This window comes from Pseudomonas hefeiensis, assembly GCF_030687835.1.
Classification (GTDB): Bacteria; Pseudomonadota; Gammaproteobacteria; order Pseudomonadales; family Pseudomonadaceae; genus Aquipseudomonas; species Aquipseudomonas hefeiensis.
Genome location: NZ_CP117449.1, coordinates 542,329 through 563,050, shown reverse-complemented (window position 1 = coordinate 563,050; position 20,722 = coordinate 542,329). Strand labels below are relative to the sequence as shown.

Here is a 20,722-nt window from a genome sequence, read left to right as displayed (position 1 = left end):
CGCACCTGATGAATGGCAACCTTGGCTACCTTTGGCGAACCCCGGAAGGAAGGTCGGTAAAAAGCCTGTGGGGGCCAAGCTTGCTCGCGATGAAGGCACCTCGTTCCAGCAGAAGACCGCGTTATCGTTCATCGCGAGCAAGCTCAGCTCCCACAGAAGCACGCTCACGCAAGGATTCCAGCCCTATGCCATATCACTCTGGCTGAATTCTTCGGCCAGAAAATCAATCAGCGTGCGCACCGATGGCAGCAACCCGCGCCGGGAGGCGAAGATCGCATGGACGATCCCGCACTTGGGCGTCCAGCCCGGTACCAATTCCACCAGCCGTCCAGCAGCCAGGTCTTCGCGCACCACCACAGCGGGCAGGTGAGCGATGCCGATACCCGCCAGTACAGCGTGACGCAGGGCCAGCAGGTCATCGGTGACCATGCGCGGTTCATGGCGGATCAGCGCGCTGGTACCGTCCGGCCCAAACAATTCCCACTGGTATTCGCGCTGCGCTGCCCCCCAGTGCACGCTCGGCAAACCGTGCAGGTCCGCCGGTGAAGCGGGTGAGGACAGGCGTTCGCAGTAGGCCGGGCTGCCCACTAGGCACTGGGTGCTGTTGCCCAGTACTTTCATGACCATGTCGGTGTTTTCCAGCGGCGGAAAGCGCACCCGCAAGGCGATATCGAACCCTTCATGGATCAGGTCGACCCGGCGGTTGGTGCTCTCGATGAATAACTCCACCCGCGGGTACTTGAGCATGTAGCGGGTCAGCATCGGCCCGACCCAACTGTTGAGCAACGCTGTCGGGCAACTGAGGCGCACCAGCCCCTGGGGCTCGGAGCGGTTGCGCTCGATCACTTCGGCCGCGCTCTCGGCCTCGACCCGCATCGCCAGGCAGCGCTGGTAGTAGGCCTGGCCGATCTCCGTCAACGAACAGTGACGACTGGTGCGATGGATCAACCGCACCCCAAGGCGTTCTTCCAGCTGGGCAATCCGCCGGCTGAGCTTCGATTTGGGCATGTCCAGCGCCCGACCGGCGGCGGCGAAACCGCCGTGCTCGACCACTTGGGTGAAGTAATAAAGCGTGTTGAGGTCTTCGATGATCGTTCTCCAAATAGAACGCTAAGGCTGATTTTTGCAGTCTAGCGCATCAAAGGTGCCAGTTTTAATCTATGTCCATCGCTTAGCAACACACCAACACTGAAAACCTTAACCAAGCCGAACCGCTCGGCAGCCAAAACCCAGAGGACTAACGCCATGACCACTTCCTACAACCGTCTCGACAAAGATAACGCCGCCGTTCTGCTGGTGGACCACCAGGCTGGCCTGCTGTCGCTGGTGCGTGACATCGACCCGGACCGCTTCAAGAACAACGTGCTGGCCCTGGCCGACCTGGCCAAATACTTCGAGCTGCCGACCATCCTTACCACCAGTTTCGAAACCGGTCCCAACGGCCCATTGATGCCAGAGCTCAAGACTCTGTTCCCGGACGCGCCATACATCGCTCGTCCCGGCCAGATCAACGCCTGGGACAACGAAGATTTCGTCAAGGCGATCAAGGCCACCGGCAAGAAGCAACTGATCATCGCCGGCGTCGTCACTGAAGTCTGTGTAGCCTTCCCGGCACTGTCGGCCCTGGCCGAAGGTTTCGAGGTGTTCGTGGTCACCGATGCCTCTGGCACATTCAACGAGCTGACCCGTCAATCGGCCTGGGATCGCATGTCTTCCTCGGGTGCGCAATTGATGACCTGGTTCGGTCTGGCCTGCGAACTGCACCGCGACTGGCGCAACGATGTGGAAGGGCTGGCGACTTTGTTCTCCAACCACATCCCGGACTACCGCAACCTGATGACCAGCTACAACACGCTGACTAGCGCGAAATAATCAGCAACACTGAACTACCCCTGTGGGAGCGGGCTTGCTCGCTCCCACAGGGGGTTTTGCGGTCGTTTCTATATAGTGTTCAATCTGTGCCAATGATTTTTCCTGGAGACTGACCTGATGCTGATCCCCTGCCCCCACTGCAACGGACTCAACCGCATCCCCGCCGAACGCCTGGGTGATGAGCCCAAGTGCGGGCGTTGCAAGGCCCAGGTGCTGTTGAGCAAACCGTTCGAACTCAAGCAAGGCGACTACGCAAGCCAGATCAAGGGTGACCTGCCGTTGCTGGTGGATGTGTGGGCCGAGTGGTGCGGGCCGTGCAAGTCCTTCGCGCCCGTGTTTGAACAGGCCGCCACGCAATTGGTGGGTAAATGCCGGCTGGCCAAGCTCGACAGCGAAGCCAATCAGCAATTATCCGCGCAGTTGGGGATCCGCTCGATTCCCAGCCTGATCCTGTTCAAGGACGGCCGGGAAGTGGCGCGCCAGAGCGGGGCGCTGCCGTTGCCGCAGTTGATGAGCTGGTTGCGTAGCCAAGGGATTTGAAGCCGTGAGATAAATGTGGGAGCGGGCTTTGTGGGAGCAAAGCTTGCTCGCGATCCAGGCGCTGCGGTCCTCAAAAGACCGCGGCGTTTTCATCGCGGGCAAGCCTTGCTCCCACACAGTTGCTCCCACATGGGTTTTGCACAGCCCAGAATCAGGCGCTTTCCAGCAGGCTATGCAATTCCACAAACTGCTGGGTCAGCTTGTGCCGTGGGTCCAGATGGATCAGCGGCAGGCTCGCCTGATGGGATTCACGCATGCGCACCGAGCTGCTCAGGTATACCGGCAATACCGGCAAGCCTTCGGCAATGAGCTCGTCAAGGATCTGCTGCGGCAGGCTGGCGCGGGCCTGGAACTGGTTGACCACGATCCCTTCGACCTCCAGACCTTCGTTGTGGTCGTCCTTGAGTTCTTCTATTTCCGCCAGCAGACCGTACAACGCCTGACGGGAAAAGCTATCGCAGTCAAAAGGAATCAATACCCGATCGGCGGCGATCAACGCCGAAACCGCATAAAAATTCAGGGACGGAGGCGTGTCCAGATAAATCCGCTCGTAATCCTCGTCGAGTTCTTCGAGCAACTTGCGCAGTTTGTTGATCTTGTGTTTCGCCTCGAGCTTGGGTTGCAGATCCGTCAGCTCGGCGGTGGCGGTGATGACGTGCAGGTTGTCGAATGGCGTTTCGTAGATATCCACCTTGTTCTTTTTCGAGAAAGGCCCGGATGACAGGGTTTGCTTGAAGAAATCGGCGATACCCATGGGAATGTCGTCGCCGGTAAGACCCGTCAGGTACTGAGTGGAATTGGCCTGGGCATCCAGGTCCACCAACAGCGTGCGATACCCCTCGCTGGCACTGACCGCCGCCAGATTGCAGGCGATGCTGGACTTGCCCACGCCACCTTTCTGATTAAACACCACACGCCGCATGTCAAAACCTCCGTGTATCAAAGATTCCCGAGTGTAGTAGGCCACGATACCGCTTCGCTACCTTCGGTGTCGTTGGACTACGACGTCGGTGGCTTTTTCGAACAATGAAGCGTCAGTTCAGCCCGCGAACGAAAGAAGTGTCCGACATACATGCTCCTCAAAATCGCGGCAATGGCTCTTGTCTGCGCCTGGACGAACGAACCGGTACATTTCGCTGAGCAAAATGTAACCAGTATTTGCTACAAGCCAATCGCACCGGGATAATGCGCGCCACTTGGGTCGCAAGACCATGCAGGGTTGGACGCGGGTCAAGCCACTGGACCGTGACAATAAAAGCCCGCAGGGGTGGGGTGTATTTGTGATCAATTTCAACATCGCCCAATGGCGCGCGTGGGCCCCTGGGCTCGAAAGCGTGGACGATTGGCAGGCATGGAGCCGACAGCCGGTCATATTGCCGGCCAGCGATGCCGCCCCTGACGTTTCGTTCCTGCCGGCCATGCAGCGCCGGCGCCTCAGCCGCCTGGCGCGGATGGCCTTCAGTGTCGGCTGGCCGCTGGCCGAGGGTCGGCCGGACCTACCGTTGGTCTTTATTTCCCGCCACGGCGAAACCCCGCGCACTTTCGAGATTCTCAAGGACCTGGCAACCGACCAGCCTTTGTCACCGACCCAATTCAGTCTGTCGGTGCACAACGCGGTGATTGGCCTGTGGTCGATCATGCGCGGCGAAACCAGCGAAATGACGGCCCTGGCCGCTACCGGCGACGGGTTGGAACACGGCGTGCTGGAGGCCGTCGCGCTGTTGAACGAAGGATCGCCTGCGGTGCTGCTGGTGATCACCGAAGAACAACCTCCGCAAGTCTATGCACCGTGGGTCGATGACGTGCCGTTTCCCTATGCCATGGGCCTGCTGCTGACCCCGGGCGATGACTGGCAACTGGACCTGTCCACCCAGGCCGATCAAAGGCCCGCCCGTGACTGGCCCCATGCCCTGGATCTGTTGCGTACCCTGCTGAACAACGAAACCACCTGCCAACATGCCTGGAAGAATCGTGTATGGACCTGGCAACGCAACCGGTGAACGGTAAACATCGCGACGCCTACTACTGGCGCCTGTTCGCGACCGCAGCAAGCTTCGTCCTGTTCGGGCTGGGTGGGCTGTGCCTGCGACTGCTGGTATTTCCGTTGCTGACCTGGCTGCCCGGCGACGCCCAGGCCCACCGCCTGCGGGCCCGTCGTACCGTGGGGCGATTGTTCTGGTTCTTTATCCGTTTCATGGCGCGCACCGGCGTGCTCACCTACCAGATCGACGGCGCAGAGAAACTCGGTCGCCCCGGACAAATGATCATCGCCAACCATCCGTCGCTGATCGACGTGGTGTTCCTGATCGGCCTGGTGCGCGACGCCAACTGCGTAGTCAAACAGAGCCTGTGGAAAAACCCCTTCACCCGCGGTCCGCTGCGCTCGACCCAATACATCAGCAACGACGGCAGCATGGACATGCTCGATGCCGCCAGCGACGCCCTGCAGGACGGCCAGAGCCTGATCGTGTTCCCCGAAGGCACCCGCACTCAGCCAGGCCAGCCGCCGGCCTTTCATCGGGGCGCAGCGGCCATCGCCCTGCGAGGTGCGAAAATCCTCACTCCGGTGACCATCAAGGTCTGCCCCACTACCTTGACCAAGGCCGAACCCTGGTATCGCATCCCACAACGCCGCGTGCACTTCAGTTTTCACGTGGGGGCCGATATAGATCCACAGGCGTTCGCCGCGCTCGGCCCCCCGCCGCAGGCTTCGCGCAGGCTCAACGATTTTCTGCATCACTATTACATCAAGGAGCTCGCCGAAGATGAGCGATCTGTACCGTGACATCAAACAGCTGATCATCGACGCCCTCGGCCTGGAGGACATCAGTACCGACGACATCGGCGACCACCAGACCCTGTTTGGCGAAGGCCTGGGCCTGGACTCGGTGGATGCCCTGGAGCTTGGCCTAGCGATCCAGAAACAGTACGGCATCAAGATCGATGCCGACGCCAAGGACACCCGCAACCATTTCAGCAATGTGGCAAGCCTTGCGGCCTTCGTCACTGCAAAACGCGTAGCCTGAGACCGGACCATGCAAACTCGTGACGACATTTTCAACACCCTGCGCGATGCCTTGGTCGAGCTTTTCGAACTGGACCCTGAGCGCGTGACGCTGGAGTCGAACCTGTACCAGGACCTGGAAATCGACAGCATCGACGCGGTCGACCTGATCGACCACATCAAGCGCCAGACCGGCAAGAAAATCGCCGCCGAAGAATTCAAGTCGGTACGCACCGTCAAGGACGTGGTCGAGGCGGTCTATCGACTGGTTCAACCGGCCGCATGACTCGGCTGATTGGCCTCGGCCTGCTGTTAGTGGGCCTGCTGTACCCCTTTGCGGTGTATTTCGGCATGGAGCATTTCGCCCCGTGGCAGTTCGGCCTGCTGCTGGGTAGCCTGTGGCTGGCCCGGGCCTTGCTCGGCAAAGGCGGGCCCGGCAGCCGCTGGATGGCGGCTACGGCGATTGTGTTCAGCGTCTTACTCGCGCTGTTCGACAGCCCGCTCCTGCTGCGCTGGTATCCGGTGCTGATCAGCGCCTTCATGCTTGGGCTGTTCGCCCTGAGCCTGAAATACGGTCCACCGATGGTCGAACGCCTGGCTCGTCTGCGCGAACCGCAGCTACCGGCCAAAGCGGTGGTGTATACCCGCCAGGTCACGGTGGCCTGGAGTGTATTTTTCCTGTGTAACGGCTTGCTCGCCGCCGCCCTGACCCTCTGGGCGCCGCTGAGCTGGTGGATGTTGTACACCGGCCTGATTTCCTACGGATTGATGGGGCTGCTGTTTGCCATTGAATGGCTCATACGACAACGGGTAAGAGGCCGCCCATGAATTGGATAACACTTGAGCAGATATTGCTCAGCGCCCAGCCGGAACGTGCTGTGGCCGTCGACCCGGCCCTGAGCCACTCGCAGCTGCGAGACGCGGCGCTGAGCCTGGCCGCCGGTCTGCAGACTCGAGGCGTACGGCGGGTGGCGGTGCATCTGGAAGATGCCGCCGACCTGGCGGTGGCCCTGCTCGGCGCCTGGCGTGCCGGGGCCAGCGTCCTGCTCCCGGCCGACCTGCAGACCCAGACCCGCCAGCGCTGGTCGTCGGACGTTGACCTGTGGTTGACCGATGAGCCCACGGACATCCGTCCCGATGACCTGCGACAAGCCCCCCTGGAGGCTGCTGAACTGGACCTCGACCAGTGCAAACTGAGCCTGTGCACCTCCGGGTCAAGCGGCGAGCCCAAGCGCATCGAGAAAACCCTGCGTCAGTTGAGTAACGAAGTCCAGGCTTTGGAGCAATTGTGGGGCGCCGGCCTGGGCCCGGCCTGCATGATCGGCAGCGTTGCCACCCAGCATATCTACGGCCTGCTGTTCCGGGTGCTGTGGCCGCTGTGCGCCGGGCGTACATTCGTACGCCGGCAACTGGCTTTTCCCGAAGACCTGCAACGCGCCAGCCGCCCGTACCCGGCTTTTGCCTGGGTCGCCAGCCCGGCCTTGCTCAAGCGCATGGGCAATAACCTCGACTGGCCAGCATTAAGCTGTGTACGCCAGGTATTTTCCTCCGGTGGAGCCTTGCCGACCGAGGCTGCCCAAAGCCTGCACCAGCGACTGGGGCAATGGCCGACGGAGATCTTTGGCAGCTCGGAAACCGGCGGCATCGCCTGGCGTCAGGGCGGCGGATTATGGCAGCCGTTTGCCGACGTAAAGCTGAGCCAGGACAGCGACGGCGCGTTGCTGGTCACCTCGCCCTATCTGCCGGTCGACCACGTGGAACACACCGCCGACGCGGCACGGATCGCCGAGGATGGACGCTTTGAACTGCTCGGACGACTGGACCGCATCGTCAAGCTTGAAGAAAAACGCATTTCACTGCCCATGCTGGAACAGGCGTTGATGGCCCACGACTGGGTCAGCGAAGCACGGCTAGGGGTGGTCCAGGAAAATCGCGCCTCCCTCGGGGCGCTGCTGGTGCTGAGCGAAAGCGGCCTGCACGCCTTGCGCAACCTGGGCCGACGCGCCGTGACCGACACCTTGCGTCGTCACTTGAGCGAGCACTGCGAAACGCTCGCCTTGCCTCGGCGCTGGCGCTGGCTGCGGCAGTTGCCGCTCAACGCCCAAGGCAAACTGCCCCAGGCCGCGGTCGAAGCCCTGCTGATGGCTGCGCGCCCCAAAGCCCCGCAAGTGCTCGAACAAATCGAAACCGACGGACAATGGAGCCTGCAACTGGTGGTGCCTCCAGACCTGGCTTATTTCAGCGGCCACTTTCCCACCGCACCGGTACTGCCCGGTGTGGTACAGGTCGATTGGGCCTTGAGCCTGGGCCGACAACTGATGGACTTGCCGCCGCGGTTTGTTGGCATGGAAGTGCTGAAATTCCAGCAACTGGTGCGCCCCGGCGATGAAATCCAGCTGCACCTGCGCTTCGACCGCGAGCGCGGCAAGCTGTACTTCGCTTATCGCAATGACACGGCGGCCTGTTCCAGCGGGCGGATTGTCCTGGGGGTGGCCAATGACTGATTGCACCGCCCCCCTGTGGCGAGGGGATTTAGCGAACCGTCGCACCGCCCCGCTCGAGTGCGAAGCGCTCGCCATCAGTCTGCGTCGTTGCACAGAATTTGGGGTTGCTGCGCAACCCAGCGGGGATAAACCCCCTCGCCACAATGGAATGGGGCAGGACGAAAATTATGCATAACCCCTGCGCCGTCATCCCGGTCTACAACCACGAAACCGCCATTGCGGCCGTGGTGCAGTCCCTGCTCGCCAACGGCCTGCCCTGCGTGCTGGTGGACGACGCCAGTAGCCCGGTCTGCGCGGCGGTACTGGAGCGGCTGGCCGACGGCGAGCGGGTTCATCTGGTCAGGCTGGCGGTCAATCAAGGCAAGGGTGGCGCTGTGATGTCCGGTCTGCGCGAGGCTTCGCGCCTGGGCTTCAGCCATGCCTTGCAGGTCGATGCCGACGGGCAACACGATCTGGGCGACGTGAAAACCTTCATCGAGCAATCCCGTACTCACCCGGATGCGGTGATCTGCGGTTATCCGCAATACGATGAGAGCGTGCCCAAAGGCCGCTTGTATGCACGCTACCTGACGCATGTCATGGTCTGGATCAACAGCCTGTCCCTGCAAATCCGCGACTCCATGTGCGGCTTTCGGGTCTACCCCTTGCCACCGGTACTGACGCTGATCGATTCGGCGAACATTGGCAAGCGCATGGATTTCGACTCCGACATCCTGGTACGCCTGGCCTGGCGCAATCAGCCGATGCGCTGGTTGCGTACCCGGGTTCACTACCCCTTGGACGGGGTTTCGCACTTCCGCCTGTTCCACGACAACGTGCTGATTTCCAGCATGCACACCCGGTTGTTCTTCGGCATGCTGGTGCGCTCTCCCCTGATTCTCTGGCGACGGTGGCGAACATGAGCCTTGAGACAGACAAGCAGCACTGGGCCGACCGCCAGGAGCGCGGCAGTTTCTGGCTGATGAAGCTCACCGCGTTCGCCGCCAAGGTGTTGGGCCGTCGCTTACTAAGCCCGTTGCTGTACGGCATCGTCCTGTACTTCTTCATTTTCGGCCGCAGCGCCCGGCAGGCAGCCTGGCAATATCAACAGCGCCTGGCCGACTGGAGCGGCCGCACCGAGCTGCGCCCAAGCCATTGGCGGGTGTTCGGGCAGTTCATGGCGTTTGCCGACTCCCTGTTGGACAAGCTCGACGTCTGGAACGGCAAGCTGAGCCTGGAACAGATCGAAATCGTCGATCCGGCATTGCTGCGCAATCATCTGCGCGACAGCCGTGGGCAGATGCTGGTAGGCGCGCACCTGGGCAACCTGGAAATGTGCCGGGCCCTGGCCGAGCTGGGTGAGAAAGTGACCATGAACGTGCTGGTGCACACCAAGCACGCCGAACAGTTCAATCGTTTGCTGGGGGAGGCCGGCGCCACGCATCTGCGACTGATCCAGGTCAGCGAGCTGGACCCGGTGATCATGCTGCAACTGAGCGAACGCCTGGAGCGCGGCGAGTGGCTGGCGATAGCCGGCGACCGCATACCGCTGCACGGCGGACGTAGCGTGACCGTGGACTTCATGGGTCGCCCGGCGGCTTTCCCCCAAGGGCCCTGGCTGCTGGCCGGGCTGTTGAAATGCCCGATCAACCTGCTGATGTGCCTCAAGCACGAGGGACGCTATCGAGTCACCCTCGAACCCTTCGCCGAGGCCGTGGTGTGGAAACGCAGCGACCGCGAGCAGGTCATCGCCCATTGGGCCGGCCTCTACGCCCAGCGCCTGGCGCATTATTGCCTGCAGGCGCCGCAACAGTGGTTCAACTTTTACCCTTTCTGGAAAACCGATGACGATGCCCACTCTTGAGCCGGTAACCTTCGGCGAACGCCCCTTGCGCATCGAAGACGTGCTGGCCCTGGCCAACCGTCAGGCGCAGACGCGGTTGCAGGATGACCCGGCATTCCGCCAGCGCATCGCCAAGGGTGCGCAATTCCTCGACTCGTTGCTGACCAAGGAAGGCGTGATCTACGGCGTGACCACCGGCTATGGCGACTCCTGCGTGGTGGCCGTGCCGTTGCATCACGTCGAGGCCCTGCCACGTCACTTGTATACGTTCCACGGTTGCGGCCTGGGCAAACTGCTGGACCCGCAGGCCACCCGCGCCGTGCTGGCCGCGCGTTTGCAGTCACTGTGCCACGGCGTGTCCGGGGTGCGCGTGGAACTGCTGGAGCGGCTCCAGGCTTTTCTCGAACATGACATCCTGCCGTTGATTCCGGAAGAAGGCTCGGTGGGCGCCAGCGGGGACCTGACGCCACTGTCCTACGTCGCCGCCACACTGTCCGGCGAACGGGAAGTCATGTTCCGTGGCGAGCGTCGGCTGGCCGCCGATGTGCATCGCGAGCTGGGCTGGACGGCGCTGGTGCTGCGCCCCAAGGAAGCCCTCGCGCTGATGAACGGCACCGCCGTGATGACCGGCCTGGCCTGCCTGGCCTTCGCCCGGGCCGACTATCTGTTGCAACTGGCGACCCGCATCACCGCGCTGAACGTGGTCGCGCTGCAAGGCAACCCGGAACACTTCGACGAGCGCCTGTTCGCCGCCAAGCCGCATCCGGGGCAGATGCAAGTGGCCGCGTGGCTGCGCAAGGACCTGGCGATCGACGCCCCGACCGCACCGCTGCATCGCCTGCAGGATCGCTACTCGCTGCGCTGCGCCCCCCACGTGCTCGGCGTGCTGGCCGACAGCCTGAACTGGTTGCGCTCGTTCATCGAAATCGAGCTCAACAGCGCCAACGACAACCCGATCATCGACGCCGAAGCCGAGCGCGTACTGCACGGCGGCCATTTCTACGGCGGGCATATCGCCTTTGCCATGGACAGCCTCAAGAACCTGGTGGCCAACGTCGCCGATCTGCTGGACCGCCAGCTCGCGCTATTGGTGGACGAACGCTACAACCACGGCCTGCCGAGCAACCTGTCCGGCGCCAGCGCCGAGCGAGCGATGCTCAACCATGGCTTCAAGGCGGTGCAGATCGGCACCAGCGCCTGGACCGCCGAAGCCTTGAAAAACACCATGCCGGCCAGCGTGTTCTCGCGCTCCACCGAATGCCACAACCAGGACAAAGTGAGCATGGGCACCATCGCTGCCCGGGATGCGATCCGCGTGCTGGAACTGACCGAACAAGTCGCCGCCGCGACACTGCTGGCCGCCAACCAGGGCGTGTGGCTGCGCAGCCGTGCCGAAGATGCCCGACCGCTGCCGCCAGCCCTGGCCGACATGCACAAACAACTGGCCGTGGATTTCCCGCCGGTCATCGAAGACCGCGCTCTGGAAGGCGAATTGCGCCTGTGCTTGCAACGCATCGCCGAGCAACACTGGAGGCTGCATGCGTAGCCAGGGGGTATTACACGTTGAAACGCAGATCGTGGTGCCGTTTTTCGATGTCGATTCGATGAACGTGGTCTGGCACGGTCACTACGTCAAGTACCTGGAAGTGGCCCGCTGCGCCTTGCTCGACCTGATCGGCCATAACTACAACGACATGCTCGCCTCCGGCCATGCGTGGCCGGTGATCGACCTGCAACTGCGCTACGTGCGCAGCGCCGTGTTCGGTCAGACACTGACTGTGCGCGCCAGCCTGGTGGAATGGGAAAACCGTTTGAAGATCAATTACCTGATCAGCGACGCCGCCACCGGCGAACGCCTGACCCGCGCCAGCTCGGTGCAAGTGGCGGTGGACGTCGCCAGTCGCGAGATGCTGCTGGCCTCGCCGCGGGTCTTTGTCCAAGCCGTCGAAAGGAAACTACCGTGAAGCGCCTGTTCATCTGGCTGCTGCTGTGGGGCCTGTCGCCCTTTGTCCAGGCGTTCGACTTGCAACAGTTGAGCGAACAACTGGCCCGCCCGGACGTGATCCACGGCCAGTTCATCCAGGAAAAACACTTGCGCGCCCTGCCCCAGCCCCTCACCAGCAAGGGCCGTTTCGTGCTGGCGAAGAACCACGGCCTGCTGTGGCTGCTGCAAACCCCGCTGCAACAGGATTACCGCATCACCCCCCAGGGAATCGCCCGGCGCGATGGCGACACTTGGCAGACACTGCCAAACAAGAGTGCCGGCGCCGAGCAGAATCGTTTGTTCCTTGCGGTGCTACAGGGCGACAGCAGTGGCCTGCAACGGGACTTCGACCTCAGTCTGTCGGGCCAACCGCAGCAGTGGAAGCTGACCCTGACCCCGCGCTCGGTGCTGCTCAAACAAATCTTCGACCAGATCAACATCGATGGCGGCGAACTGGTGCAGCGTATCGAACTGCTGGAAACCCAGGGTGACCGTACCGTGCTGCGCATGCAGGACAGCACCAGCGCGAAGGCCTTGAGCAAAGCGGAGCAACATGACTTTGCCGAGTGAACGCAGTCTGCCGCGACTGTTCCTGATCCTGTTGCTGGCAGTGCTGGCGCTGGCCGGTTGGCAGTGGCGCAATGGCGCGCCCCTGTCGGCCAACCTCATGGAACTGGTGCCGGGCACCGCTCCTGATGCGCTTGAGCTCATCGCCGAACAACGCATGCAAGAACCCCTCAACCGCGAGGTGCTGCTACTGGTCGGGCACACCGACCGCCAGCACGCCATCGCCCTGGCGCAAACCCTTGGTGAGCAGTGGCTGGCCAGTGGTTTGTTCGACAAGGTCCAGTGGACGTTGCAGGCCGACCTGCCGGCCTTGCGCACGCAATTGCTCAAGGGCCGGCTGGCAATGCTCTCGGCAGCGGACCGGCAACAACTGATCGATCAGCCCCAGGCCTTCATCCAGCAACGGGTACAGGCGCTCTTCGACCCGTTCAGCGGCTTCAGCCTGGTGCCGAGCCAGGACGACTGGCTGGGCCTGACCGGGCGCATCCAGAGCAGCCAGCCGCAACGCGGTGCGATACAACTGGACGTGAGCAGCGGCGCGCTGATCGCTGAAGCCGACGGCAAAAACTGGGTGCTGCTACGAGCCCGCACCCATGGCAACGCCTTCGACATGAACCTGCCGCTGCAAGTGGCCGATCTGCTGCAACGCAGCCGTGAGCAGACGGAACAGGCACACGGGCATCTGCTGGCGGCCAGTGGGCTGCTGTACGCCGCCAGCGCTCAACAACAGGCTTCGCGGGAAATCACCTGGGTGGGCGGTGGGGCGACGCTCGGCATTTTGCTGTTGCTGTTGCTGGCCTTCGGACGCTTGCGGGCGTGGCTGGCGTTCGTGCCAGTGCTGGTGGGTATCCTGTTCGGCGCGGTGGCCTGCGTGGCACTGTTCGGACGCATGCATGTCATGACGTTGGTGCTGGGGGCCAGCCTGATTGGCGTGGCGGTGGATTACCCGCTGCACTACCTGTCCAAAAGCTGGAGCCTCACACCGTGGCGCAGTTGGTCGGCTCTGCGCCTGACCCTGCCGGGGCTGAGCCTGAGCCTGGCGACCACCTGCATCGGCTACCTGGCTCTGGCCTGGACGCCTTTCCCGGCCCTGACCCAGATCGCGATATTTTCCGCCGCCGGTTTGATCGGCGCTTACCTGACAGCGGTTTGCCTCTTGCCGGCGCTGCTCAAGGGCGTGGACTTACGCCCGGCCCAGTGGCCGCTGCGGCTGTGCGAACACCTGCTCAGGGCGCGCGAAGCATTGCTGGCCCGGGTGCGTACACCGGTCTTGTTGGGGCTCTTGCTGATCTTCTGCGCCGGCGGCCTCTGGCAACTGACCATGAAAAACGACATGCGCCAGTGGATCGGTACGCCTGAGCGGTTGGCCGACGAAGCCCAGGCCATCGCCCGGATCACCGGTTTCCAACCCACCAGCCAGTTCTTCCTGATCCGCGCCAATGACCAGCAACACCTGCTGGAACGTCAGACGGTGCTCAACGAGCGGCTGGAGCAGTTGATTGGCCTGGAGAAGCTTGAGGGCTACCTGTCGCTGAACCAACTGGTCAGCCCGCCCGCCGAACAACAGAAAGTGCGCGAGGCCCTGACCCGGCTGCCGGCGTTCTGGCAACCGCTGCTGGACCTGGGTGTGCCGGTCGCCGCACTGCAAGCCGAACTGGCGCAATTGCAGGCCTTGCCGGTGACAGACATCGATACCGCGCTGACCGGTCCCCTGGCCGAACCGTACCGCACACTCTGGCTCGGTCCGACGACGGATGGCGTGGCGGCGGTGGTCAGCCTGCAAGGCTTGAATGATGCAGCGCTGCTCAGAGTACAGACGCTGGATCTGCCTGGCGTACAACTGGTTGATCGCCTGGGGGACTTGAACCGGGTCTTTGCCGCCACGCAGGTCAGCGCCGCCGAGTTGAAACTGGCCTCCTGCGTGCTCATCCTGCTGTTATTGATCTGGCCCTTCGGTGTCGGCGGCGCCCTTCGCATCGTCGCCCTGCCGTTGTTGGCCGCGCTGTGCAGCCTGGCGAGCCTCGGCTGGCTGGGCCAGCCACTGACGCTGTTCAGCCTGTTCGGCCTGTTGCTGGTCACCGCCATCGGCGTCGATTACGCGATCCTGATGCGTGAACAGATTGGCGGCGCGGCGGTGAGCCTGCTGGGCACCCTGCTGGCGGCAGTCACCACCTGGCTGTCGTTCGGGCTGCTGGCGGTTTCCAGCACGCCGGCGGTGAGTAACTTCGGCCTGGCGGTCAGCCTGGGGCTGGCGTTCAGTTTCATGCTGGCGCCGTGGGTCGGACGTCAAGAACACCGCGCGCCTGTACAAGGGCCAGTCCCACGATGATTGCCGATACTAAAGGAATTCCAATGCCTGTTATTGAAACGGAACGTCGCCAGGTCGTCGTCATCGGCGCAGGCCCCTCCGGCGCCATCGCCGCCGCGCTGCTCAAGCGTAAGGGCCACGATGTGCTGGTCATTGAGCGCCAGCACTTCCCACGGTTTTCCATCGGCGAAAGCCTGTTGTCCCATTGCCTGGACTTCGTCGAAGAGGCCGGCATGCTCGACGCCGTGAATGCCGCCGGGTTTCAGCGCAAGAACGGCGCGGCGTTCGCCTGGGGCGAGCGCTACAGCGCCTTCGATTTCGGCGACACCTTCAGCAAAGGCAAGCCCACCACCTTCCAGGTGCAGCGCGCCGACTTCGACAAACTGCTGGCCGATCAGGCGGCGCTGCAAGGTGTCGAGATCCGTTATGGGCAGGCCATCACCCGTGCCGACTTCACACTTGCCCGTCCACAACTGGGCGTGCAGCGCGAAGACGGCAGCGAGTACCGTGTCGAGGCCGATTTCGTCCTCGACGCCAGCGGCTATGGCCGGGTCTTGCCACGCCTGCTGGACCTTGAGGCACCCTCGAACTTCCCGCTACGCCAGGCGGTGTTCACCCACATCGAAGATTGCATCGATACCCCCACCTTCGACCGCGAAAAAATCCTCATCACCACTCATCCGACCCAGCGCGATGTGTGGTTCTGGACCATTCCATTCAGCGGCGGGCGCTGTTCCGTCGGTGTGGTGGCGGCGGCAGAGCATTTCGCCGGTCGCACTGACGATCTTGACGCTTGCCTGCGCGGCTTCATCAACGAAACGCCAAGCCTGGCCGGCGTGCTCACCAACGCGGTATGGGACACCCCGGCGCGGACCATTGGCGGCTACTCGGCCAACGTCAAAACGCTGCATGGCCCTGGGTTCGCACTGCTGGGCAACGCTGCGGAATTCCTCGACCCGGTGTTCTCTTCCGGCGTAACCATCGCCATGCGCTCGGCCAGCATGGCTGCCGGCGTGCTGCATCGTCAGTTGCAAGGTGAACGCGTGGACTGGCAAAGCGAATTCGCCGAGCCACTCAAACGTGGTGTCGATACCTTCCGCTGCTACGTCGAGGGCTGGTACGCCGGCACCTTCCAGGACGTGATTTTCTACACCGACGGCTCGCCAGACATTCGCCGCATGATCAGTGCGATCCTGGCCGGGTACGCCTGGGATGAGCGCAATCCGTTCGTCAGCGAACCCAAAAGACGCCTGCGCATGCTCTCGGAAATCTGTGCGAGCACGGCGCCATGAGCAAACAACCATGAGCTACCTGAGCGACAACTACGTCGAAGAAACCCGTTTCGGCTTCTGGTTCCTGCGCAGCCACACCTGGCAGCACCATGTCTTGCGGGTGGCGATCAATGACCTGCGCAACCTTTTCAGCGGCCCGTTGCCGGTGGCGCCGGTGCTGCTGGATGCCGGTTGCGGCCAGGGCAAGTCGTTCCAGTACTTGCGCCAGGTGTTCGCACCACAGCGCCTGATCGGCGTCGACGCCGACCCTCACAGCCTGGACCTGAGTCTTGCGGAAGCCGCACGCCAAGGCATGGCCGTGGAACTGATCGGCAGCGATTGCGCGACGTTGACGGTGCCTGACGACAGCGTCGACCTGCTGTTCTGCCATCAAACCTTTCATCACCTGGTGGAACAGGAAAAAGCCCTCGCCGAGTTCTATCGCGTGCTCAAGCCCGGCGGCTATCTGATGTTCGCGGAGTCCACTGCGGCTTACATCGATACCTGGGTGATCCGCTGGCTGTTCCGTCATCCCATGCACGTGCAAAAAAGTGCCGCGCAATACCTGGAGATGATCCGCGGTCAGGGTTTTCAGTTCGAAGCCGCCAACGTCTCGTATCCCTATCTGTGGTGGAGCCGCGCCAAGGATTTCGGCCTTCTCGAACGCTTCGGCCTGCGCCGCCCCAGACCCTTTGGCGAACGGGAGGAAACCCTGGTCAATGTAGTGGCCCGTAAACCCGTTGAAGGGGCTGTCGAATGATTCGTGCGCTGCTTTTTGGCTGCTTGCTGTTGCTCAGTGCCTGCGCCAGTCAGGCGCCGCTGCCGGAACGCACGCCGACCCTGGCACTGCCGCTGCAGTTGCATATCGAGCGGCAACTGGCCGGGCAGCGTCAGGATTGGCTGCTGGTGATCCAGCGCGAAGGCGCCGGCATCCGCTGGTCGATGATGGACCCGTTAGGTATTCCCCTGGCCCGCCAACGCCTGGTGGACGGCCAGTGGCAAGCCGACGGACTGCTGCCACCCAACGCCGAAGCCCGTGAGCTTTTCGCCGCGCTGTTGTTTGCCCTGACGCCCGAAACCGAACTGCCGGGCAACTACCCCACCGCCCGGCAAGAGGCTCGGCAACGCACCCTGGGCCAACGCTGGCAAGTGCGCTACACGCAACCGCTGGATTTTGAACTGCGCCTGCCCCAAGGCCCGCACTACCGCATCATGCCGTTGACCGAGAGCACCCCATGACCGCTTATTTGAATGCCCTCGGGGTGGTTTGCGCCCTGGGCCGGGGTAAAGATGAAGTAGCACGCAACCTGTTTGCCGGCGACTGCTCCGGCGTGCGCGTGCAGGATGGCTGGGTGGCCGAGCGCAAATTGCCGGTGGCCTCGGTGCCGGGTGAACTCGCTTGCATACCGCAATCCTTGATCGCGCACCGCAGCCGCAACAATCAGTTGCTGCTCGAAGCAGGGCTACAGATTCGCGACGAGATCGATCAGGCCATCGAGACTTACGGTCGCGCTCGCATCGGTGTCGTGCTGGGCACCAGTACCTCGGGCATCGATGAAGCCAGTCAGGGCATTGCCCATTACCTGCGTGAGCAGCACTTCCCCGACGGCTACGACTACCAGCAACAGGAACTGAGCGCGCCGGCCAACTTCCTTTCCGACTGGCTGGATCTGAGCGGCCCGTCCTACGTGATATCCACCGCCTGCACATCCAGCGCCCGGGCATTGATGAGCGCCCGGCGCCTGCTGGACGTGGGCCTGTGCGATGCGGTGCTCTGCGGTGGCGTGGACAGCCTGTGCAAACTGACCCTCAACGGTTTTTCGGCGCTGGAAGCGGTGTCGGGCGAGCGCTGTAATCCGTTTTCGGTCAACCGCAGTGGCATCAACATCGGTGAGGCCGCCGTGCTGTTTCTCATGAGCAGGACACCAGGACATCCGGCACCAATTGCCTTGCTGGGTGACGGCGCCAGCTCCGATGCCCACCATATTTCCGCGCCGGAGCCCAGTGGTCGCGGCGCTCGCCAGGCCATGGAAAAAGCCTTGCGTCGTGCCGGCCTGCAACCCGGCCAGATCGATTACCTGAACCTGCACGGCACCGCCACGCAACACAACGATGCCATGGAAAGCCAGGCAGTGGCCGGGCTGTTTCCAGCGGGAGTACCCTGTTCGTCGACCAAGCCCATGACCGGCCATACCCTCGGGGCGGCCGGGGCGCTGGAAGCGGCGTTCTGCTGGTTGAGCCTGAGCACACAAAACGCTGCCCAGGCCTTGCCGCCTCATGTCTGGGACGGCCAGGCCGATTCTGAACTGCCGGCGTTAAAGTGGGTAACTAGCAGCACCCGCCTGAACCCGACATCACCGCGCCGCCTGATGAGCAATTCGTTCGCTTTCGGCGGCAACAACGTCAGCCTGATTATCGGAGACGCCCCATGATTGACTGGCCGCTCGCCGAACTGCTGCCCCATGCCGGCGACATGATTCTCATCGACCGCATCCTGGCGTTCGATGATGAGCAGATCCATACCCTCGCCACCGTCAAGCCCGACGGGTTGTTCAGCCGCGATGACGGTGGGCTGCCGGCCTGGGTCGGCATCGAGCTGATGGCCCAGAGTGTCGCGGCGTTTGCCGGTTGCCATGCACGCCAACGTGGTGATGCCGTGGCGCTGGGCTTTTTGCTCGGCACCCGCAAGTTCGAATGCAATGTCGAATTCTTCCCGGCCGGTACCGAGTTGACTATCCACGGTTTGCGCTCGCTGGAAGACGACAACGGCATGGGCGTGTTCGAATGCCATATCAACGCCCCGGGTATCCATGCCACGGCCCGGTTGAATGTGTTCCGGCCACCTCAGCCAGCGCATTACCTTCATGAACCGTCCGCAACAGGAAATACGCCATGACTGAATCCGTACTGGTCACCGGCTCCAGCCGTGGCATCGGCCGTGCCATCGCCCTGCGTCTGGCCCAGGCCGGGCACGACATCGTGCTGCACTGCCGCAGCGGACGCGCGGAGGTTGAGGCCGTCCAGGGCGAAATCCAAGCCCTCGGGCGCAACGCCCGGGTGCTGCAGTTCGACGTGTCGGACCGCAGCGCGTGCAAAACCATTCTCGAGGCTGATGTTGAAACCCACGGCGCCTACTACGGCGTGGTGCTCAACGCCGGACTGACCCGCGACGGCGCATTCCCGGCCTTGAGCGAGGACGACTGGGATGTGGTGATGCGTACCAACCTGGACGGTTTCTACAACGTACTGCACCCGGTGATGATGCCGATGATTCGTCGCCGCGCCGCCGGGCGAATTGTTTGTATCACCTCTGTTTCGGGGCTGATCGGCAATCGCGGCCAGGTCAATTACAGCGCGTCGAAGGCCGGCCTGATCGGCGCGGCAAAGGCGTTGGCAATCGAGTTGGGCAAGCGCAAGATCACTGTCAATTGCGTCGCGCCCGGGCTGATCGACACCGCCATGCTCGATGAAAATGTGCCCGTGGAAGAACTGATGAAAATGATCCCTGCCCAGCGCATGGGTACCCCGGAAGAAGTGGCGGGCGCGGTGAATTTCCTGATGTCCGCCGAGGCCGGCTACATCACCCGGCAGGTTCTGGCCGTCAACGGAGGCCTGTGTTGATGAAGCGCGTCGTCGTCACCGGCATGGCCGGCATCACCTCCATAGGCAGCGACTGGGAGACCATCGCCGCCAACTTCGCCGCCAACCGCAGCGGCATCCGGCGCATGGATGAGTGGGACCGGTTCACCGAACTGAACACCCGCCTGGCCGGGCCTATCGACGACTTCCAGGTCCCACCGCACTGGACGCGCAAGCAACTGCGCAGCATGGGCCGGGTATCGCGCCTGGCCGTCGGCGCCGCGGAACAGGCCCTGGCCGATGCGGGCCTGTTGGGCGATGAGTCGATCAAGGACGGACGCATGGGCGTGTCCTGCGGTTCGTCCACCGGCAGTACCGACGAGATCAAGGCGTTCGGCAACATGCTGCTCAACAGCGTGGCCGAAGGGCTGAACGCCAACTCCTATGTACGGATGATGCCCCACACCACGGCGGCCAATATCAGTATCTTCTTCGGGCTTACCGGACGGCTGATTCCCACCTCCAGCGCCTGCACCAGCGGCAGCCATGGCATCGGCTATGCCTATGAGGCGATCAAGTTCGGTCGCCTGCCGTTGATGCTTGCCGGAGGCGCGGAAGAACTCTGCCCCACCGAAGCGATGGTCTTCGATGCGCTGTACGCCACCAGCCTGAAAAACGATGCACCGCAGACCAGCCCACGGCCCTATGACAAGGACCGCGATGGCCTGGTGATCGGTGAAGGCGCGGGCATGCTCGTGCTTGAAGAACTGGAACACGCCCTGGCCCGTGGCGCACGGATCCATGCCGAAATCGTCGGCTTCGGCAGCAACGCCGACGGTCAGCACGCCACTCGCCCCGAACTGAGCACCATGCGCCGGGCCATGGAGCTGGCCTTGGAGGATGCTGGTCTGAAACCCTCGGCCATCGGCTACGTCAACGGCCACGGCACCGCCACCGAACAAGGCGACATTGCCGAAACCCTGGCCACCAGCAGCCTGTTTGGCGAGCAGATGCCCATCAGCTCGCAGAAGAGTTTCCTCGGTCACACCCTGGGTGCCTGCGGGGCACTGGAATCCTGGTTCAGCATCGAAATGATGAACCGCGACCTCTACGTGCACACCTTCAACCTCGATGAGGTTGATCCCCAATGCGGCAAACTCGATTACCTGCGCAACGAATTCCGGCCGATGAGCCACGAATACGTGATGAACAACAACTTCGCCTTCGGAGGGGTCAACACTTCGCTGATTTTCCGCCGCTGGCACTGAATC

Annotated in this window: 23 protein-coding genes; 21 read left to right on the top strand and 2 right to left on the bottom strand. The window is 62.7% G+C overall.

What is annotated here, in order from left to right:
• Positions 1–183: 183 nt before the first annotated feature.
• Complete coding sequence (locus tag PSH57_RS02435; protein ID WP_305390266.1) at positions 184–1,089, bottom strand: LysR family transcriptional regulator; 906 nt, start codon at positions 1,087–1,089, stop codon at positions 184–186.
• Between the two features lie 156 nt (positions 1,090–1,245).
• Between PSH57_RS02435 and ycaC the strand changes: the two genes are divergently transcribed.
• Positions 1,246–1,872 carry an isochorismate family cysteine hydrolase YcaC gene (gene ycaC / locus PSH57_RS02430; RefSeq protein WP_305387596.1) on the top strand — a complete coding sequence of 209 codons (627 nt, stop codon included), beginning with the start codon at positions 1,246–1,248 and terminating at the stop codon, positions 1,870–1,872.
• A 117-nt stretch (positions 1,873–1,989) separates the two neighbouring features.
• Positions 1,990–2,412 (top strand): thioredoxin TrxC, encoded by a 423-nt coding sequence (trxC, locus tag PSH57_RS02425; protein WP_256229352.1) that lies wholly within the window; start codon positions 1,990–1,992, stop codon positions 2,410–2,412.
• Between the two features lie 151 nt (positions 2,413–2,563).
• Here trxC and PSH57_RS02420 read toward each other — a convergent pair whose 3' ends face one another.
• A complete protein-coding gene (locus PSH57_RS02420) occupies positions 2,564–3,334 on the bottom strand; it encodes a ParA family protein (RefSeq protein WP_305387595.1) in 771 nt (256 codons plus the stop codon).
• A gap of 358 nt (positions 3,335–3,692) precedes the next feature.
• On the opposite strand from PSH57_RS02420, the gene PSH57_RS02415 reads away from it, so the two are divergent.
• The 19 genes from PSH57_RS02415 (at position 3,693) to PSH57_RS02325 (ending at position 20,719) form a co-directional block, all read left to right on the top strand.
• The gene (locus tag PSH57_RS02415) at positions 3,693–4,412 is read left to right on the top strand and encodes a beta-ketoacyl synthase chain length factor (protein ID WP_305390265.1); all 720 of its coding nucleotides are present in this window, start codon (positions 3,693–3,695) and stop codon (positions 4,410–4,412) included.
• Positions 4,388–5,197: a lysophospholipid acyltransferase family protein gene (locus PSH57_RS02410; protein WP_305387594.1), complete on the top strand. Its 810-nt coding sequence runs from the start codon at positions 4,388–4,390 to the stop codon at positions 5,195–5,197. Before PSH57_RS02415 ends, PSH57_RS02410 begins: the two co-directional genes overlap by 25 nt.
• Complete coding sequence (locus tag PSH57_RS02405) at positions 5,178–5,438, top strand: phosphopantetheine-binding protein (RefSeq protein WP_305387593.1); 261 nt, start codon at positions 5,178–5,180, stop codon at positions 5,436–5,438. Before PSH57_RS02410 ends, PSH57_RS02405 begins: the two co-directional genes overlap by 20 nt.
• Positions 5,439–5,447: 9 nt before the next feature.
• A complete protein-coding gene (locus PSH57_RS02400; RefSeq protein ID WP_305387592.1) occupies positions 5,448–5,702 on the top strand; it encodes an acyl carrier protein in 255 nt (84 codons plus the stop codon).
• Positions 5,699–6,244, top strand: a complete 546-nt coding sequence (locus PSH57_RS02395) for a COG4648 family protein (RefSeq protein ID WP_305387590.1) — start codon at positions 5,699–5,701, stop codon at positions 6,242–6,244. Before PSH57_RS02400 ends, PSH57_RS02395 begins: the two co-directional genes overlap by 4 nt.
• Entirely contained in the window at positions 6,241–7,920 is a 1,680-nt protein-coding gene (locus PSH57_RS02390; protein WP_305387589.1) for an ApeI family dehydratase, read from the top strand. The genes PSH57_RS02395 and PSH57_RS02390 overlap by 4 nt, the downstream gene beginning before the upstream one ends.
• Before the next feature lie 167 nt (positions 7,921–8,087).
• On the top strand, positions 8,088–8,822 hold the full coding sequence (locus PSH57_RS02385) for a glycosyltransferase family 2 protein (protein ID WP_305387588.1): 735 nt from the start codon (positions 8,088–8,090) through the stop codon (positions 8,820–8,822).
• Positions 8,819–9,763: an LpxL/LpxP family acyltransferase gene (locus PSH57_RS02380; RefSeq protein ID WP_305387586.1), complete on the top strand. Its 945-nt coding sequence runs from the start codon at positions 8,819–8,821 to the stop codon at positions 9,761–9,763. Before PSH57_RS02385 ends, PSH57_RS02380 begins: the two co-directional genes overlap by 4 nt.
• Complete coding sequence (locus PSH57_RS02375; protein ID WP_305387585.1) at positions 9,744–11,288, top strand: HAL/PAL/TAL family ammonia-lyase; 1,545 nt, start codon at positions 9,744–9,746, stop codon at positions 11,286–11,288. Before PSH57_RS02380 ends, PSH57_RS02375 begins: the two co-directional genes overlap by 20 nt.
• Positions 11,281–11,706, top strand: coding sequence for an acyl-CoA thioesterase (locus tag PSH57_RS02370; RefSeq protein WP_305387583.1), 426 nt, complete (start codon positions 11,281–11,283; stop codon positions 11,704–11,706). Before PSH57_RS02375 ends, PSH57_RS02370 begins: the two co-directional genes overlap by 8 nt.
• A complete protein-coding gene (locus PSH57_RS02365) occupies positions 11,703–12,296 on the top strand; it encodes an outer membrane lipoprotein carrier protein LolA (protein WP_305387582.1) in 594 nt (197 codons plus the stop codon). The genes PSH57_RS02370 and PSH57_RS02365 overlap by 4 nt, the downstream gene beginning before the upstream one ends.
• Entirely contained in the window at positions 12,280–14,622 is a 2,343-nt protein-coding gene (locus PSH57_RS02360) for an MMPL family transporter (protein WP_305387581.1), read from the top strand. Before PSH57_RS02365 ends, PSH57_RS02360 begins: the two co-directional genes overlap by 17 nt.
• Positions 14,623–14,645: 23 nt before the next feature.
• The gene (locus tag PSH57_RS02355) at positions 14,646–15,893 is read left to right on the top strand and encodes an NAD(P)/FAD-dependent oxidoreductase (protein ID WP_305387580.1); all 1,248 of its coding nucleotides are present in this window, start codon (positions 14,646–14,648) and stop codon (positions 15,891–15,893) included.
• Between the two features lie 10 nt (positions 15,894–15,903).
• Complete coding sequence (locus PSH57_RS02350; RefSeq protein WP_305387578.1) at positions 15,904–16,632, top strand: class I SAM-dependent methyltransferase; 729 nt, start codon at positions 15,904–15,906, stop codon at positions 16,630–16,632.
• Positions 16,629–17,111 carry a DUF3261 domain-containing protein gene (locus tag PSH57_RS02345; RefSeq protein ID WP_305387576.1) on the top strand — a complete coding sequence of 161 codons (483 nt, stop codon included), beginning with the start codon at positions 16,629–16,631 and terminating at the stop codon, positions 17,109–17,111. Before PSH57_RS02350 ends, PSH57_RS02345 begins: the two co-directional genes overlap by 4 nt.
• On the top strand, positions 17,108–18,304 hold the full coding sequence (locus PSH57_RS02340) for a beta-ketoacyl-[acyl-carrier-protein] synthase family protein (RefSeq protein WP_305387574.1): 1,197 nt from the start codon (positions 17,108–17,110) through the stop codon (positions 18,302–18,304). The genes PSH57_RS02345 and PSH57_RS02340 overlap by 4 nt, the downstream gene beginning before the upstream one ends.
• Positions 18,301–18,768: a hotdog family protein gene (locus PSH57_RS02335; protein ID WP_305387573.1), complete on the top strand. Its 468-nt coding sequence runs from the start codon at positions 18,301–18,303 to the stop codon at positions 18,766–18,768. Before PSH57_RS02340 ends, PSH57_RS02335 begins: the two co-directional genes overlap by 4 nt.
• Positions 18,765–19,493, top strand: coding sequence for a 3-oxoacyl-ACP reductase FabG (gene fabG / locus PSH57_RS02330; protein WP_305387572.1), 729 nt, complete (start codon positions 18,765–18,767; stop codon positions 19,491–19,493). The genes PSH57_RS02335 and fabG overlap by 4 nt, the downstream gene beginning before the upstream one ends.
• Positions 19,493–20,719 (top strand): beta-ketoacyl-ACP synthase, encoded by a 1,227-nt coding sequence (locus PSH57_RS02325; RefSeq protein ID WP_305387571.1) that lies wholly within the window; start codon positions 19,493–19,495, stop codon positions 20,717–20,719. The genes fabG and PSH57_RS02325 overlap by 1 nt, the downstream gene beginning before the upstream one ends.
• Positions 20,720–20,722 lie beyond the last annotated feature (3 nt).